Below are 16,016 nucleotides of genomic sequence, written 5' to 3'. Positions count from 1 at the left end.
GCAGGCAGGTTGCACAGCGTGCCTGGATGAGCGCGTCAGCCGGTCTCGCTGGTGTCGACCACCACCGTCACGCTGCCATCGGCCAGTTGTGCGCGCAGGCGATCACCCTGGGTCAGTTCGGCGGCACTGCGCACCACGCTGCCATCGGCCTGGCGGGTGACGATGGCATAGCCGCGTGCCACCGTGGCCAGCGGGCTGACGGCTTCCAGCGAACGCACCAGGCCGCGCAGATGCAGGTGATCCTGTTGCAGGCGCCGCTGCATTGCCGCTTGCGGATGTGCAGCGCGCAGGCGTTGCTGCAGGGGTGCCAGGTGGCGCTGCGGGCTGTGTGACTGCACACCGGCCTGCGCGCGCTGCACACGTGCCTGTAGCCGCTCCAGGATATGCTGCATGCGCGCACGCAGATGCCGCGCGGCGTCTTCCTGGCGGCGTTGCAGCAGCTGCAGGCGTGCCTGCGGGCTGCGCGCGCGCAGGCGTAGCGCCAGCCGGTCCGCGTGTTGCATCGCCTGGCCAAGCGTGTGCTGCTGCAGCTGGCTGAGCCGGGCCTGCGCGCGCCGCACACGTGCCACCAGTTCGCGTTGATCGGGCACCAGCAACTCGGCGGCGACCGAGGGCGTGGGGGCGCGCACATCGGCGGCGAAGTCGCTCAGGCTGACATCGGTCTCGTGACCGACCGCCGACACCACGGGCGTGTGTGCTGCGGCGATCGCCCGCGCCAGGCGCTCGTCGTTGAACGCCCACAGGTCTTCCAGCGAACCGCCACCGCGAGTGATCAAGATGACGTCGTAGCGGCCGGAGGCATCGGCGCGTTGCAGCAGCGAAGTGATCTGCGCGGCCGCGCTGTCGCCTTGTACCAGCGACGGCAAAATATCCACCTCCAGCAGCGGGAAGCGGCGCGCCAGCACGCTGAGCACGTCGCGCACGGCCGCACCGCTGGGCGAGGTGATCACCGCCAGGCGGCGCACATGCGCGGGCAGCGGCTGCTTGCGCTCTGCGTCGAACACGCCCTCGGCTGCCAGCCGCGCGCGCAGTTCCTCGAACGCGCGCCGCAACGCGCCTTCGCCGGCTTCTTCCATGTGGTCCAGCACCAGCTGGTAATCGCCACGTGCCTCGTACAAGGTGAGGCGCCCGCGCGCGAGCACGCGCAGCCCCTCGCGCGGCTGGAACTTCAGCCAGGTGCTCTTGGGCTTGAACATCGCGCAGCGGATCTGTGCACGCGCATCCTTGAGCGTGAAATACAGATGGCCGGAGGCGGGGCGGGTCACATTGCCCAGTTCGGCCTCCACCCACACCAGGGGGAAACTGCCTTCGAGCAGGTCGCGCGCCAGCGTGTTGAGCTGGCTGGGAGTGAGGATCTGTTCGGTGCGGTCGGCCATCGCCGCATTATCCCGCAGCGGGGCACGCAATGCGTGAGCGGTTGATGCGGCGAACGATCTGGTGTGGACGGTGAAGCAAGTGCGGCGCCCACGTGCAGCAGCGCTCCGCTGACGCAGCTACAGGCCGTGTTGCGCCAGCGCCCAGCCCACATGCTCGCGCACCAGGGCGGAGTCGTCATGGCGCCGTGACTCCAGCGCGGCGAGCACGTCTTCGCTGCCGGGGGCATTGCCCAGGCCAACGGCGATGTTGCGCAGCCAGCGTTCGTGGCCGCTGCGGCGGATCGGGCTGCCTTCGGTACGGCGCAGGAACTCGGCCTCGTCCCAGGCGAACAGCTGCGGCAGGGTCGCCACATCCAGATCGTTTCGCGCGCGGAAATCCGGCTCGTCGGTGCGCTGGGCAAACTTGTTCCAGGGGCAGATCAGCTGGCAGTCGTCGCAGCCGAAAATGCGGTTGCCGATCGGCTTGCGCATGTCTTCGGGAATTGCGCCGTCGTGCTCGATGGTGAGATAGGCAATGCAGCGGCGTGCATCCAGCCGGTGCGGCGCGATGATGGCCTGGGTCGGGCAGATGTCGATGCAGCGCGTGCAGGTGCCGCAATGCGCAGTGGCCGGCGTGTCGATGGGTAGCGGCAGGTCCAGGTAGATCTCGCCCAGGAAGAACCACGAGCCGCCGCCGCGGTCGATCAGGCAGGTGTGCTTGCCGATCCAACCCAGCCCGGCATTGCGGGCGAGGGCGCGTTCGAGCACCGGCGCCGAATCCACGAACACGCGGTAGCCGAACGGCCCGACCTCGGCCTGGATGCGCTCGGCCAGTTTCTGTAGCCGGTTGCGCATCAGCTTGTGGTAGTCACGCCCCAGCGCATAGCGCGCCACGTACGCGCGGCGGCCGTCGTGCAAGGTGTCCCAGGCCTCGGTGTCGTCCTTGCGGCCGTAGTCCATGCCCACCGACAGCACCCGCAAGGTGCCCGGCACCAGTTCCTGCGGGCGTGAGCGCTTGTCGCCGTGCTGCGCCATCCAGTGCATGGTGCCGTACAGGCCTTCGGCCAGCCAGCTGCGCAAGTGCGCTTCGTCCTCGCCCAGCTCGATGCCGGTGATGCCGCAGCGCTGAAAGCCGGCCTCGCGCGCAAGCGTGCGGATGCGCGCGGCGGCATCGGTCGGGTCGGGGCGGGCAAGGACGGCGGACATGGCGACAAGTATAGAATTCCCGGCATGTATGCACCGCTCGCTCTTTACGACACCGCTGCCGCGCGCATGCTGGACGCGCAGGCCACCACGCTGCTCGGCGGCGACGGCTACACGCTGATGCAGCGCGCCGGGCAAGCCGCCTGGCAGTGGTTGCAGGAACGTTTGCCGCGCGCACGCCGCATCGTGGTGATGTGCGGCACCGGCAACAATGGCGGCGACGGCTATGTGCTGGCGCGGTTGGCTCACCGGGCCGGACGCCAGGTGCAGGTCGTGCATCTGCCCGAACAAGGGCCGGCCAGCGAACTGGCGCAGCGCGCCTGCACGGATTATCTGGCCGTGGGCGGCGCGATCGCGCTGTTCCCGTGTGCGCTGGCGCATGCGGATGTGCTGGTGGATGCGGTGTTCGGTATCGGTCTCAATCGCGCGCCCGGTGCGCAGATGGACGCTTTGTTCGATGCCATCAACGCCGCCGGCGTGCCGGTCCTGGCGCTGGACGTGCCCAGTGGCATCGACGCCGATCGCGGCATCGCACCCGGCAGCGCCGTGCGTGCCAGCGCGACCTTGCAGTTCATCGTGCCGCACGTGGGCCTGTACACCGGCGATGCGCTGGAATACGCCGGCGAGCGCGACCTTGCCACGCTGGAGGTGCCGGGCTCGGCATTCGACGGCCTGGCACCGGTTGCGCAGCGCTGGGAGCGTGATGCACTGGCCGCGCATCTGCTGCCGCGCCGACGCAACACCCACAAGGGCGAATCCGGGCGTGTGCTGTGCGTTGGCGGCAATGCCGGCAGCGGCGGCGCCATCATGCTGACCACTGAAGCGGCCCTGCGCAGCGGGTCTGGCCTGGTGCAGGTGGCAACCCGCGCCGAGCATGTGGCGCCGCTGCTGGCGCGCTGCCCGGAAGCGATGGTGCGCGGGGTACAGGAAGACGCCGACATCACCGCGCTGGCCGAGGCTGCCGATGCGGTCGCGCTGGGCCCCGGGTTAGGCCGGGACAGCTGGGCGCGCGCCTTGTGGAGCGGTGTGCTGGCATCGGCCACGCCCACCGTCATCGACGCCGACGGCTTGAATCTGCTCGCATCCACTTCGGTGCCTGCGCGGGGCCCGCGCGTGCTCACGCCGCATCCGGGCGAAGCGGGGCGTTTGCTTGGTCAATCCACCGCGCAGGTGCAGCGCGACCGCCTGGGCGCTGCGCATGCGCTGGCCACGCGCTTTGATGCGGTGGTGGTGCTCAAGGGCGCCGGCACCGTGGTTGCCGCGCCAGATCGCCTGCCGCGCCTGATCGACGCCGGCAATGCCGGCATGGCAGTGGGCGGCATGGGCGACCTGCTGACCGGCGTGATCGCCTCCTTGCTCGGCCAGGGCTGGGCGCCCTTCGACGCGGCCAGCCTGGGCGCCTTGCTGCACGCCTGCGCCGGCGATGCCGCCGCCGCCGACGGCGAGCGCGGCCTGCTTCCCACCGACCTGCTGCCGGCGCTTCGCCGTCTCGCCAATGCTGGAGCCATTGCATGACCACGCTGCACGCCTTTCTGGCCGACGTCGATGCCACCGAGCAGGTCGGGCAGGCCCTGGCGGCCACCCGGCCCGCCACCGCCGTGGTGCAGTTGCACGGCGACCTGGGCGCCGGCAAATCCACCCTGGCGCGTGCGTTGTTGCGTGCGCTCGGCGTCACCGGCCCCATTCGCAGCCCCACCTACACGCTTGTGGAACGGTATCCACTGACTGCCGGTGGCGAAGCCTGGCATCTGGATCTGTACCGCATCGGCCACGCGGGGGAGCTGGATTTTCTCGGACTGGACGAGGGCAGTGCCACCCTGTGGCTGGTCGAATGGCCGGAGCGCGGGGCTGGCGCTTTGCCGGCGGCGGATCTGGAGGTCGAATTGGCAGTGGCCGGGGAGGGACGCGCGCTGACCCTGCGCGGCGCGAGCCCAAGCGGGCAGGCATGGGTGAACGAGCTGGCAGCGCGGGACGAGTTGCGGGCGCTTTTTGCCGCCGAACAAGAGGAATGAACGCCAGGTTATGGATTATTAAGGGAAATTGCCTTGCAATTCGTGCGTTCGGGTGATTGAATCCGGCTCCATGACCCAGGGGAGCCACCATCGCTTTGCTTTCGCCCTGACCGCCGGCCTGAGCCTGGCGGTTTTTAGTGCGCGGGCAGGCGAAATCAAGCAAGTGGATGTCAGCACCGGGGCCACGGGCACGCGTGCAGAGATCCAACTTGCCGGCAGCGGCGGGTTCAAGACCTTGTCGCTGGCCAATCCCAATCGACTGGTGGTGGATTTCCCGGCCTCCTCGGCAAAGAGCGGCTTGAAGCTGCCGGCCGCCGCCGGGCTGGTGACGTCGGTGCGCACCGGGCAACCGGTCCCGGGGACCTTCCGGGTGGTGTTCGAGCTGGCAACGCCAGTCACTGCGCTGAAGCCGCAGATGCAGACCCTGGGCAGCGCCTCGACGCTGGTGATCGAGTGGCCCGGCGATTTCGCGCCGGCCAAGCCGGTCGCTTCAACATCAAGCGCTGTGCCAGCAGCAACAACGCCGCCAGCCGCAGTGCCTGCCACACGTCCGCTGGATGCACAGGCGGAAGCTGCACGTGCCACTGCGGCGCTCGCGGCCTCCGCACAGCGCGCCTCGGCGCTTCCACCGCCAACCCCGGCACCAGCGCCCACGCCGGTACCCGTGCCTGCATCGGCGATGCCGACAGTGACGCCTGCGCCGGTGCCCACGACGATTGCCACTGGCGTGCCGACTCCGCGTCCCGGGACGGTTGCCGCACCAGGCGCGCCCGCCACGACCGGCGGCACCCGCACCACGATCGCCACGGGCACGCCGTCGCCGGCAGCCATCTTGAACGGTGGCAACGTGGCGCAGGTCGCGCCGCAGGGCGCAGCCGTGACGTCGGCCGGTGTGGCTGCCGCCGATGCGCAAAATGACGATGTGCCGCCGCGCCCGCTGCTGCCAAGCGAGGCATCGCGCGTCAAGATGGCACCCGGCATGCGTCCGCTGGTGGTGGCCATCGATCCCGGCCACGGCGGTCAGGATCCCGGCGCCATGGGCCCGACCGGCAAGCGCGAAAAAGACGTCACGCTGGCCATCGGCCGCGAGCTCGCACGCCAGATCAACGCCACGCAGGGCATGAAGGCGTACATGACCCGCGATACCGACGTGTTCATTCCGCTGCCGATGCGTGCGCAGAAGGCACGCTCGGCCAAGGCCGACATCTTCATCTCCATTCATGCCGACGCTGCGGAAAACCGCAGCGCCACCGGTTCATCGGTCTATGTGCTGTCGACCAAGGGTGCGTCGTCGCAGCGTGCACGCTGGCTGGCCGACAAGGAAAATGCCGCCGACCTCGTCGGTGGCGTGCGCCTGCAGCAGACCGAAAGCACGTTGGCCAACGTCTTGCTGGACCTGGCCCAGAGCGGCCACATGAAGGCATCCGAAGACGCCGCAGGCCATGTGCTGGGCGGTTTGAAGCGCATCGGCAACAATCACAAGCCGCAGCTGGAACGCGCCAATTTCGCGGTGCTGCGCACTTCCGACATGCCGGCGATGCTGGTGGAAACCGCCTTCATCTCCAACCCGGATGAAGAGCGCCGGCTGATCGACCCGTCGTATCAGCGCAAGATCGCCTCCGCGGTGCTGGACGGTATCGATACGTTCTTCACCCGTCAGCCGCCCCCGGGCACCTTGTTCGCGGCACGTGCGCAGGCCGAGGCCGACGCCGCAGTCGGCACCGTGGCCGGCGGCAGCCGCTGAGCCGCTCGGCTATCATTCCGCACTGATTCCTCGATGACGGCGCCTGGCGCCGCCGGATGGCCGTGCCGACGTTTTTCCCCTTGATGTCATCATTCGCCCATGCGGGCGGCCACTGCGTGCGCGCAGCGCATCTGCCAGGGAGCTCCCGCTGATGGCGATCCGGCAATTGCCCGAGATCCTGATCAACCAGATCGCTGCCGGCGAGGTGGTCGAGCGCCCGGCATCGGTCGTCAAGGAACTGGTCGAAAACGCCCTCGATGCCGGCGCCACCCGCGTGGATATCGATCTGGAAGAGGGCGGCGTGCGGCTGATCCGCATCCGCGACAATGGCGGCGGCATTGCGCCGGAAGAGCTGCCGCTGGCGGTGTCGCGTCATGCCACCAGCAAGATCGCCTCGCTGGATGATCTGGAAACCGTCGCCACGCTGGGCTTCCGCGGCGAAGCGTTGCCGTCCATCGCCTCGGTCAGCCGCTTTACGCTGGCCTCGCGTCGCCCGGATGCCGAGCACGGCTCCGCGCTGCAGATCGAAGGCGGGCGCCTGGGCGAGGTGATGCCGCGTGCGCATGCGCCGGGCACCACCGTTGAGGTGCGCGAGCTGTTCTTCAACGTGCCGGCACGGCGCAAGTTCCTGCGCGCCGAGCGCACCGAGTTGGGCCATATCGAAGAGTGGCTGCGTTCGCTGGCACTGGCGCGCCCGGACGTGGAATTGCGCGTCTCGCATAACGGCAAACCGTCGCGGCGCTACAAGCCGGGCGATCTGTATTCGGACGCGCGGCTGGGCGAGACCTTGGGCGAGGATTTCGCGCGCCAGGCGCTGCGCGTGGACCACAGCGGTGCCGGCCTGCGCCTGCACGGCTGGGTGGCGCAGCCGCATTACTCGCGCGCCAGTACCGATCAGCAGTATCTCTACGTCAACGGCCGCTCGGTGCGGGATCGCAGCGTGGCGCATGCGGTGAAGATGGCCTACGGCGATGTGCTGTTCCACGGGCGCCAGCCGGCATATGTGCTGTTTCTCGAGCTGGACCCTGCGCGCGTGGACGTCAACGTGCACCCGGCCAAACACGAGGTGCGCTTCCGCGAGGCGCGGCTGATCCACGACTTCGTCTATCGCACTCTGCAGGACGCACTAGCGCAGACCCGTGCCGGCGCGCTGCCCGCTGATGTTGGGGTCGGGGGGGCGGCAGCCCTCGGTATCGGCGCCGTTGCCGCGCAGGGCGGCGGAAGCTACGTTGCTGACGCCGGTGCAGGGCATCCGGGCGCTGGCAGTGGCTCCGGCTATGCAAGCTGGGCGCCGTCGCAGGCACCGCTGGGTTTGCGCGTAGACGAGGCGCGCGCCGCCTACGCCGCGTTGTATGCCCCTGCGGCCGGCAGCGCGTTGCGCGACGACGGGCAACCGGTGCTGTCCGGCACCGGCTTGCCGGCGACCGCGCACGACAGCGGAGTCCCGCCATTGGGCTACGCGGTGGCGCAGTTGCACGGCATCTATATCCTCGCGGAAAACGCCGAAGGCCTGATCGTGGTCGACATGCATGCCGCGCATGAGCGTATCGGCTACGAACGCCTCAAGCAGGCGCACGACAGCATTGGCCTGCATGCGCAGCCGCTGCTGGTACCGATGACGCTGGCAGTGGGCGAGCGCGAGGCCGACACCGCCGAGCGCGAGGCCGATACGCTTGCCAGCCTGGGCTTCGAAATCACCCGCAGCGGTCCGCAATCGCTGCACGTGCGCAGCATTCCGGCGCTGCTCGCCAATGCCGACCCGGAGGCGTTGTTACGCGATGTGCTCGGCGATCTGCGTGAGCACGGCCAGAGCCGGCGCATCGCCACCGCGCGCGACGAGTTGCTGTCCACCATGGCCTGCCACGGCGCGGTGCGTGCAAACCGCCGGCTCACCGTGCCGGAAATGAACGCCTTGCTGCGCGACATGGAAGCCACCGAGCGCTCGGGCCAATGCAACCATGGCCGGCCAACCTGGGCCCGGTTTACGCTGGGCGAAATCGATCGCTGGTTCCTGAGGGGACGTTGATGACAGTGCTGCACAGGGGGAGGGGCTGGCTGCTCGGCATGTTGGTAGCGGTAGGTGTGCTCGGCTGTGGCCGCGAGGCACCACCCGCACCGGCGCCAGTGGCGTTGGACAAGACGTTTCTGGCCGATAACGCCGCCTGGCGCGAGGCGCGCCTGACCGAGCTACGCGCGCCCGATGGCTGGACCAGCCTGGTCGGTCTGCATTGGCTGTCGTTGAAGGCGCACTACATCGGCCGCAGTGCCGACAGCGGCATCCGCCTGGCCGTGGGGCCGCCCAAGATGGGCATGGTGTCCAGCGAGCGCGATGCGGTGTGGTTCGTGCCCGAGCGTGGTGCGGCACTGACCGTCGGCGGCAAACCGCTCACCGGCAAGATCCGCTTCCAGTCCGATGTCGATCCGCAGCCGACGCTGATCGGCTTCGACGATGGCAAAGGCGTGTTGAGCCTGATCCACCGCGGCGATCGCTACGCGCTGCGGGTCAAGCATGCCGACGCGCCGTCGCGCACCGGGTTTGCGGGGCTGGAGTACTGGCCCATCGATCCGTCCTGGCGCATCCAGGCGCGCTACGTGCCCAACAATGTCGGCAAAACCATTCCCATCGTGGATATCGTCGGCATCAGCAGCGAGCAGCCCAATGCCGGTGCGATCGAGTTCGAGCGCGATGGCAAGACCTATCGGCTGGAAGCCATTGGCGAGCCGGGTCGCCCGATGTTCGTGGTGTTCGCCGATCGCACCAGCGGCCACGGCAGTTATTCGGCCGGGCGCTTTCTTGATCTGGAAGCCCCGGACGCCTCCGGGCACGTGGTGGTGGACTTCAACCGCGCCATCAACCCGCCGTGCGCGTTCACGCCGTTTGCGACCTGCCCGTTGCCACCGCCGGAAAATCGCATCGACCTGGCCGTATCGGCGGGCGAAAAAGCCTACAAGGCAGCGCATTGATGCGCTGGATGACACGGGCGCGTCGCGCGCTGCTGCCCGCCTGCGCCGGCCTGCTGGCGATCGCTGCGTTGTGGGGCGGCACAGCGGCTGCCGCCTCGGCACCTGGCATCGCTGCTGCCGCCAGCCCGCCGGTGCCGCTGCTGTGGAAGGTCGATGGCAAGGGCGGCACCCTGTATCTGCTTGGTTCGTTCCATCTGCTCAAGCCCGACGACTACCCGCTGTCACCGGATGTGCTGCAGGCCTTTGCGCAGGCCGACCGGCTCACCTTCGAACTGCCACCGGCCGATGTGCAGTCGCCCGAATTGGCGGCCAAGATGCTGCGTGCCGCCCGCCGCAGCGATGGCAAGCGCCTGCAGGATGCACTCGAAGCCCCAACCTGGCAGGCGCTCGCCACGCAGGCGCGCAAGCACGGCATCCCGCTGGAGAGCCTGCAGCCGATGAAACCGTGGTTTGTCGCCCTGACGCTCAGCCTGGCCGAGATGCGACGCCAGGGCATGCAGGCCGATGCAGGGCTGGACAATTACCTGATGCAGCTGGCGCAGGCACGTGGCAAACCGGCCGATGGCCTGGAGCGCGCGGACGAACAGATCGCCCTGCTCGACAGCATGACTGCGACCGAACAACAGCAACTGCTGGCCGAAACCCTCGATGAGGCCGGTGCCGCCGATCAGGTCAATGCGCTGCACGATGCCTGGCGCCGTGGTGACGTCCATCTGCTGACCACGCAAATGGCCGAAGACATGCGCAAGCAGTATCCCGCGCTGTATCAAGACATCAACGTGGAGCGCAATGCGCGCTGGGTGCCGCGTCTGGAGCAGCGGCTGGGCAAGCAGGGCGGCACTACGCTGGTGGTGGTCGGTGCCTTGCACCTGCTGGGTCGCGACGGGGTGGTGGAGCGTCTGCGTGCACGCGGGTATCGCGTGGAGCGGATCTGCAAGGCCTGCGCGGAGCAGGCTGGCCACTGATGTGATGACGGGCGCGGCGCAGGTTGCGCCACGCCAGTCAGGGCTTAGCCGCGGTTGCGGGCCTTGCCGGTGGTGCCGGTCGCGTTGCTGCTGCTGGTTCCGCTGCCTAGACCGCTGCCCATGCTGCTGCTGCCGGGCGGGGTGGGCGGCGTACCAGGGCCACCCGGGCGACCGAAGCCGGCGCCGAAGTTGCGCTGGAATTCCTGCCAGAGCTCGAGATTGCGCTCGGTGAGCTGATTCATCATCGCCCAGGGCGTCTGCCCGAGCAGGTTGCCCATCTGCTGGCGGAACTGCTGCTGCTGGTCCAGGAACACCTGCATGCTGCGCTCCAGGTAATTACCCATGAAGCCCTGTAGGGAGTCGCCGTAGAAACGGATGATCTGGCTCAGCAACTGGGTGGAGAGCATCGGCTCACCGTCCTGTTCCTGGTCGGCGATGATCTGCAGCAGCACGGCGCGGCTGAGGTCTTCGCCGCTTTTTGCATCGCGGACCTCGAACTCCTCGCCGTCGATGATCAGTTGGCGCACATCCTCGATGGTGATGTAGCTGGAAATTTCCGTGTCGTAGAGACGGCGGTTGGGGTACTTCTTGATGATGCGAAGTCCGGCCATGGAACGTTCACTCACAACGATAGTGCGCGCAGGATGGCGCACCGCAGCAGCGCTTGCAACAGCCAGAACGCCTTATTTTCTTAAGCAGACGGGGAAAAAATGCTGCGCAGCATGATTTGACACGGATTTCCATGCTGCACCGCTCATCTGCAGCAAACGTTACCAGCCCATGTGGTGGCCGCCATTGATGTCCAGGTTGGAGCCGGTAATCCACGCCGCCTCTTCGGCCACCAGAAACGCCACTGCATACGCAATTTCCTCCGGCCGCCCAAGCCGGCCGGTGGGGATATCGGCGACGATCTTGGCGCGCACTTCTTCCGGCACAGCCATCACCATGTCGGTGGCCACGTAGCCCGGCGACACCGTGTTGACGGTGATGCCGAAGGCCGCATTTTCGCGCGCCAGCGAGATGGTGAAACCATGCATGCCGGCCTTGGCGGCGGCGTAATTGGCTTGGCCGTACTGGCCTTTGAGCCCGTTGATGGAGCTGATCTGGATCACCCGGCCCCAGCCGCGCTTGCGCATGCCTTCGATCACCGGGCGGGTCACGTTGAACACCGAATTGAGATTGGTGTTGATGACGTCGTGCCACTGCTCGGCGGTCATGCGATGGAACGTGGTGTCGCGGGTAATGCCGGCGTTGTTGACCAGCACTTCGATCGGCCCGAGCGCGGCTTCCACGTCGTCCACCAGCGCGCGCGCATGGTCGGACGAGGCCACATCCCCACGAAACAGGGCGAATTCGTAGCCTTGGACCTGCATGCGCTGCTGCCACTCGCGTGCTTTTTCTTCGTTGCGGAAATTGCTGGCGACCCGGTGACCCTGGTCGGCCAGGCGCTTGCAGATGGCGGTACCGATACCGCCGGTGCCGCCGGTGACCAACGCGACGCGAGATGTCATGCGCAACTCCAATGAGCAGATAGGGCTGGCGGCGCCCGCGACGCTGCGGAGGCGTCAGGGCGAAAGCCGGTGCTGGGTCGCAATTCTAGTCAAGCCGGGGCGTCGATGCGCGTGGCAGCGTCCAGGCTGGCAACGCGCGGCAGCCGCTGCGGCGAAAAATGCTGCACGGCATGCTGCAGCACACCGGCCACCGATGCGCGCGCGGGCAGGGCCGCCGGTGCCTGGCCCAGCGCCCGCCAGGCCGCGCGCAGCGCTGGCAGCGGGTCGCTGTCATCCACTGGTTGCGCCGCATGCGACTTGGAAAGCTTGCGCCCGTCGGCGCCCAGGATCAGCGGCAGATGCAGATAGCGCGGCGGTGCCACGCCCAGGGCCTGCTGCAGCACCAATTGGCGCGGGGTGGAGTCGAGCAGGTCCGCCCCGCGCACCACATCGGTGATGCCCTGCGCCGCATCGTCGACCACCACCGCCAGCTGGTAGGCCCAGTAGCCGTCGGCCCGGCGCAGGACGACGTCGCCTACTTCGGAGTACACATCCTGGGTGATGCGCCCCTGCAGCGCGTCCTGAAAGCTTGCCTGGGTGTTCGGCGGCACCCGCAGGCGCACGGCGCGGCGGATGCCCAGTGGCGCCACGCAGACGTGGTGGATGCCACCCATCGCGGCCAGCTCTGCGCGGCTGCAACTGCATTCGAACGCCGCACCGCTGCGCAGCAGCCGCGACAGTGCTGCCTCGTAATACGCATCGCGGTCGGACTGATACAGCACCGGCCCGTCAGAGTGCAGCCCGAACGCAGCCAGCGTATGCAATTGACGCTCTGAGGCGCCTGGCTCGGCACGCGGCGGGTCGATGTCTTCGATTCGCACATGCCATTCGCCACCGGCATGGCGCGCGAGCAGCCAGCTGCCCAACGCAGCCAGGAGCGAGCCGAAGTGCAGGGGGCCGGTGGGCGAGGGCGCGAAGCGGCCGCGGTAAGGGAGTGAGGACATGGGCAGCTGAATCGTCGGTCAGGTGCTTGCTTGATTTCAACCCGCCACGTCCGCAGATCCGCAGCAGTTCACCCTCTTTGCGTGCGGAGCCACTGCCTCTATGTTCAACCGTGTCGTCCTGTTTCTCTTGACCAACTTTGCGGTGCTGATCCTGGCCGGCATTGTGATGTCGGTGCTGGGCGTGAATCCGACACAGATGAGTGGCCTGCTGGTGATGGCCGCCATCTTCGGCTTCGGCGGCTCGTTCATTTCGTTGCTGCTGTCCAAGTTCATGGCCAAGCGCAGCACCGGCGCGCAGGTGATCACCGAGCCGCGGACGCAGACCGAGCGCTGGCTGGTGGACACGGTGCGCCGCCAGGCCCAGGCGGCCGGTATCGGCATGCCGGAAGTGGCCATCTACGACGGACCGGAAATCAACGCCTTCGCCACCGGTGCCAACCGCAACAATGCGCTGGTGGCGGTTTCCACGGGCTTGCTGCAGCACATGCGCGAAGACGAGGCCGAGGCCGTGCTGGGCCACGAGATTGCCCACATTGCCAATGGCGACATGGTCACCATGGCCTTGCTGCAGGGCGTGCTGAACACCTTCGTGATCGTGCTGGCGCGCGTGGTGGGCGGCATCATCGACAGCGCGCTGTCTGGCAATCGCGACAGCGGGCGTGGATTTGCCTACTACATCATTGTGTTCGTGCTGGAGATGGTGTTCGGCCTGTTCGCCACGATGATCGCGATGTGGTTCTCGCGCCGCCGCGAGTTCCGTGCCGATGCCGGTGGCGCGCAGCTGGCCGGGCGCAACAAGATGATCGCCGCATTGGAGCGCCTATCGCTCAATCACGGCCAGAACACCTTGCCCTCGCAGGTGCAGGCGTTCGGCATTTCCGGCGGTGTGGGTGAGGGCTTGCGTCGCCTGTTCCTGAGCCACCCGCCGCTGACCGAGCGCATTGCCGCCTTGCGTGCGTCCAACGGTACGGCGATGTAAGCCAGCGGTTTGCCTTTCAACAAAAAACCCGCGTCATGCGGGTTTTTTGTTGTGGCGTGTTTCCTTGATTCTCGGCAGCGCACCGTGGCGATAAACCGCACACGGCGCCAGCCAGCAGCATGGCGCCTTACGCGGGTGGCTATGGCCTCAGCCGAACTCGTAGTTCATCAGCGGGCCGGTGGGCGCGACGAAGTCGCCTTGCACGTAATCGACCCCCGCAGTGAAGAAGCTGCTCATCGACTGTGCATCGGCCACGAACTCGGCCACCGTGAGGATGCCGGTCGGCTGCGCCCGTGAGGTGATCTCGCGGATCTTTTCCTGGCTTTCGCGGGCAGAGGCGATGTCGCCGGTGATGCTGCGGTCGAGCTTGAGGAACGCGGGCTGGAAGTGTGCGAGCAGCTGGAACGAATCCAGTCCCGAACCGAATTGCTCCAGCCCCACCTTGCAGCCCATTGCCGAGACCGAAGCCAGGAATTGCTGGGCGTTGCGCAGGTGGGTGAATACCTTCGATTCCGGGGTCTGCAGCCACAACCGCTCTCCTGGCACGCCGTAGACCGCCAGCTGTTCGCGGATAGTGTCGATCATCTGTGGGTCGGAGAACGAATTGGGCCCGATGCGCACCAGCAGGTGGGTCTTGTGCCCGGCGCGCTGGCGCTCGCCCAGCTGGCGGATGGCACGTGCCACCACCCAGCGGTCGATCTCGGTGATCAGGTCGTGTTCTTCGGCAATGGCCATGAACGCATTCGGCGACATCATCTCGCCATTGCGCTCCAGCCGCAGGAACGCCTGATACAGCTCCAGCGGCTCGCCCTGCAGGTTGAGCACGGGCTGGTAATGCAGCAGGAAGCCGTCGCCGATCAGCGCCTCGCGCAACTGTTCCACCCAGCGCTCGATGCGTTCTTCCTCGGCGCGATCGGCGGCGGCCGGGTCGAAGATGCTGACCGCATTGCCACCGAGCTCGGCCGTGGTGCGCACCGCCTCGGTGCCGCGGTTGAGCACCTGCCCGATGCTGGCGATCTTCTCGCCAATCTGCACACCGCCGATGCTGACGGTGACCGTGGCCGAGCGTTCGCCAACACTGAACACGTGCTGCGCAAACGCGTCACGCACCAATTCGGCCAGCGCATGCGAGCGCGCATAGTTGCCGTCCATCAACAACGCAAAGCTGTGCTCGCCGAAGCGCGCGGCCACCACGCTGTCATCCAGCACGCTGGCCAGGTGCGCCGCCAGTGAGGCGATCAGCGCATCCGCCGAATCCAGGCCGATCTCCGGCAGGATCCGCGCGTAATGATCCGGTTCGATCAACAGGAAGCCGGACTGGCCTTCGCTGCGGCCGGCCTGTGCCACCGCCTGTTCGAGCGCCACCATGAAGGTGGGGCGGTTGAGCAGGCCGGTGACCTGGTCGCGTTGGCGCAGGTCCTCGACCTCGCGCGCCAGTTCCGGGTCGAATTCTTCGCGGCGCCGGAACACCACCTGGATGCAGGGCTCGCCCTCATAGGTGGCGGTGGCAAATTCCATGGTCGCCGGAAAGGTATCGCCCTCCAGCCGACGCGCGTCGACCTTGTACTGCGCCGGCGGCGGCTCGCCCTTGGACAGGGCCTTGAGCAGTTGCTTGAAATCGTCCACGTATTGCGCGGCGATCATGTCCAGCAGCGACACACCTTCCACGTCCTCGAAGGACTCAAAACCGAACATCTCCAGGTACGCCTCGTTGGCACGGATATGCATGCCTTCGTGGACGTAGGCGATCGGGTCGCGCGACGAGGCAATCAGTGCATCGCAGCGGCGCTCGGTTTCGCGCATCTGCGCCTCGATGCGACGCAAGCCGCGGCGCGCCTGCAGGTCGGCCCACTCAGAGCGCACCAATGCCAGCAGATGCTCGGTGCGATGGCGCAGCGCAATCGCACGCACGCCATGCGCGGCGGCTTCGACCAATGCGTTCTCTTCGATGCGATCGGCCAGCTGGATGATCGGGATGTCCTTGCCGCTGCCGGCAATCTGCTGCTGCAGGGCCGACATCGGAATCTGCTGCGCCTGGCCTTGCACCGCCAGGTCGATCTGCCCGGACAACATGCTGCCGAGCTCTTCCGGTGTCTGCGGGCGTGACGGCCGCACGGCGATGCCGCCGTTGCGCAGCGCGGTCACGATGGCCTCGGCACTCTCCACGCTGTCATCGACAATCATCAGGCGGAGGGTGAGATCTTTGCCTTTCTGCATGCGCGGCTCCCTAGAGACGGGCTTTAATACACGAAGGGGTTCGGCGCGTCCATGTATGTGGACGGGCGCGCAGCGACGGTGAG

13 protein-coding genes are annotated in these 16,016 nt (G+C 67.4%); 7 read left to right on the top strand and 6 right to left on the bottom strand.

Annotation, left to right across the window (positions count from 1 at the left end):
- Positions 1-35: 35 nt before the first annotated feature.
- Positions 36-1,376 carry an exodeoxyribonuclease VII large subunit gene (xseA, locus tag XCC_RS11990; RefSeq protein ID WP_011037447.1) on the bottom strand — a complete coding sequence of 447 codons (1,341 nt, stop codon included), beginning with the start codon at positions 1,374-1,376 and terminating at the stop codon, positions 36-38.
- Positions 1,377-1,493: 117 nt separating this feature from the next.
- Positions 1,494-2,561, bottom strand: a complete 1,068-nt coding sequence (gene queG, locus XCC_RS11985) for a tRNA epoxyqueuosine(34) reductase QueG (RefSeq protein WP_011037446.1) — start codon at positions 2,559-2,561, stop codon at positions 1,494-1,496.
- Positions 2,562-2,585: 24 nt separating this feature from the next.
- On the opposite strand from queG, the gene XCC_RS11980 reads away from it, so the two are divergent.
- From XCC_RS11980 to XCC_RS11955, 6 genes are all read left to right on the top strand, one after another.
- Entirely contained in the window at positions 2,586-4,073 is a 1,488-nt protein-coding gene (locus XCC_RS11980) for a bifunctional ADP-dependent NAD(P)H-hydrate dehydratase/NAD(P)H-hydrate epimerase (RefSeq protein ID WP_011037445.1), read from the top strand.
- Entirely contained in the window at positions 4,070-4,570 is a 501-nt protein-coding gene (gene tsaE / locus XCC_RS11975) for a tRNA (adenosine(37)-N6)-threonylcarbamoyltransferase complex ATPase subunit type 1 TsaE (protein WP_011037444.1), read from the top strand. Before XCC_RS11980 ends, tsaE begins: the two co-directional genes overlap by 4 nt.
- Positions 4,571-4,640: 70 nt before the next feature.
- The gene (locus XCC_RS11970) at positions 4,641-6,314 is read left to right on the top strand and encodes an N-acetylmuramoyl-L-alanine amidase (protein ID WP_029216998.1); all 1,674 of its coding nucleotides are present in this window, start codon (positions 4,641-4,643) and stop codon (positions 6,312-6,314) included.
- Positions 6,315-6,465: 151 nt separating this feature from the next.
- Positions 6,466-8,340, top strand: coding sequence for a DNA mismatch repair endonuclease MutL (gene mutL / locus XCC_RS11965; RefSeq protein WP_011037442.1), 1,875 nt, complete (start codon positions 6,466-6,468; stop codon positions 8,338-8,340).
- The gene (locus XCC_RS11960) at positions 8,340-9,278 is read left to right on the top strand and encodes a DUF1684 domain-containing protein (protein WP_012438136.1); all 939 of its coding nucleotides are present in this window, start codon (positions 8,340-8,342) and stop codon (positions 9,276-9,278) included. The genes mutL and XCC_RS11960 overlap by 1 nt, the downstream gene beginning before the upstream one ends.
- Positions 9,279-9,286: 8 nt before the next feature.
- Entirely contained in the window at positions 9,287-10,243 is a 957-nt protein-coding gene (locus XCC_RS11955) for a TraB/GumN family protein (protein ID WP_372357234.1), read from the top strand.
- Between the two features lie 44 nt (positions 10,244-10,287).
- Here the strand turns inward: XCC_RS11955 and phaR are convergent, their stop codons facing one another.
- The 3 genes from phaR to gluQRS form a co-directional block, all read right to left on the bottom strand.
- Positions 10,288-10,854 carry a polyhydroxyalkanoate synthesis repressor PhaR gene (gene phaR, locus XCC_RS11950; RefSeq protein WP_011037439.1) on the bottom strand — a complete coding sequence of 189 codons (567 nt, stop codon included), beginning with the start codon at positions 10,852-10,854 and terminating at the stop codon, positions 10,288-10,290.
- Positions 10,855-11,013: 159 nt separating this feature from the next.
- Positions 11,014-11,754 (bottom strand): beta-ketoacyl-ACP reductase, encoded by a 741-nt coding sequence (locus XCC_RS11945; RefSeq protein WP_012438138.1) that lies wholly within the window; start codon positions 11,752-11,754, stop codon positions 11,014-11,016.
- An 89-nt stretch (positions 11,755-11,843) separates the two neighbouring features.
- The gene (gluQRS, locus tag XCC_RS11940; protein WP_011037437.1) at positions 11,844-12,737 is read right to left on the bottom strand and encodes a tRNA glutamyl-Q(34) synthetase GluQRS; all 894 of its coding nucleotides are present in this window, start codon (positions 12,735-12,737) and stop codon (positions 11,844-11,846) included.
- Positions 12,738-12,837: 100 nt separating this feature from the next.
- Between gluQRS and htpX the strand changes: the two genes are divergently transcribed.
- Entirely contained in the window at positions 12,838-13,716 is an 879-nt protein-coding gene (gene htpX, locus XCC_RS11935) for a protease HtpX (protein WP_011037436.1), read from the top strand.
- Between the two features lie 147 nt (positions 13,717-13,863).
- Here the strand turns inward: htpX and XCC_RS11930 are convergent, their stop codons facing one another.
- On the bottom strand, positions 13,864-15,933 hold the full coding sequence (locus XCC_RS11930) for an EAL domain-containing protein (RefSeq protein ID WP_011037435.1): 2,070 nt from the start codon (positions 15,931-15,933) through the stop codon (positions 13,864-13,866).
- Positions 15,934-16,016 lie beyond the last annotated feature (83 nt).

Origin of the sequence: Xanthomonas campestris pv. campestris str. ATCC 33913, from assembly GCF_000007145.1 — a bacterium.
Lineage (GTDB): Bacteria > Pseudomonadota > Gammaproteobacteria > Xanthomonadales > Xanthomonadaceae > Xanthomonas > Xanthomonas campestris.
The sequence above is the reverse complement of the archived record's forward strand: the minus strand, read 5'-3'. Positions and strand labels throughout refer to the sequence as shown.

What these genes read in the sequence shown, in the direction of transcription:
- XCC_RS11980 (WP_011037445.1), top strand. Translation starts at nt 2,586, where the DNA reads ATGTATGCACCGCTCGCTCTTTACGACACCGCTGCCGCGCGCATGCTG.
- XCC_RS11930 (WP_011037435.1), bottom strand. Translation starts at nt 15,933, where the DNA reads ATGCAGAAAGGCAAAGATCTCACCCTCCGCCTGATGATTGTCGATGAC.
- gluQRS (WP_011037437.1), bottom strand. Translation starts at nt 12,737, where the DNA reads ATGTCCTCACTCCCTTACCGCGGCCGCTTCGCGCCCTCGCCCACCGGC.
- XCC_RS11945 (WP_012438138.1), bottom strand. Translation starts at nt 11,754, where the DNA reads ATGACATCTCGCGTCGCGTTGGTCACCGGCGGCACCGGCGGTATCGGT.
- tsaE (WP_011037444.1), top strand. Translation starts at nt 4,070, where the DNA reads ATGACCACGCTGCACGCCTTTCTGGCCGACGTCGATGCCACCGAGCAG.
- XCC_RS11960 (WP_012438136.1), top strand. Translation starts at nt 8,340, where the DNA reads ATGACAGTGCTGCACAGGGGGAGGGGCTGGCTGCTCGGCATGTTGGTA.
- XCC_RS11955 (WP_372357234.1), top strand. Translation starts at nt 9,287, where the DNA reads ATGACACGGGCGCGTCGCGCGCTGCTGCCCGCCTGCGCCGGCCTGCTG.
- xseA (WP_011037447.1), bottom strand. Translation starts at nt 1,376, where the DNA reads ATGGCCGACCGCACCGAACAGATCCTCACTCCCAGCCAGCTCAACACG.
- htpX (WP_011037436.1), top strand. Translation starts at nt 12,838, where the DNA reads ATGTTCAACCGTGTCGTCCTGTTTCTCTTGACCAACTTTGCGGTGCTG.
- queG (WP_011037446.1), bottom strand. Translation starts at nt 2,561, where the DNA reads ATGTCCGCCGTCCTTGCCCGCCCCGACCCGACCGATGCCGCCGCGCGC.
- mutL (WP_011037442.1), top strand. Translation starts at nt 6,466, where the DNA reads ATGGCGATCCGGCAATTGCCCGAGATCCTGATCAACCAGATCGCTGCC.
- XCC_RS11970 (WP_029216998.1), top strand. Translation starts at nt 4,641, where the DNA reads ATGACCCAGGGGAGCCACCATCGCTTTGCTTTCGCCCTGACCGCCGGC.
- phaR (WP_011037439.1), bottom strand. Translation starts at nt 10,854, where the DNA reads ATGGCCGGACTTCGCATCATCAAGAAGTACCCCAACCGCCGTCTCTAC.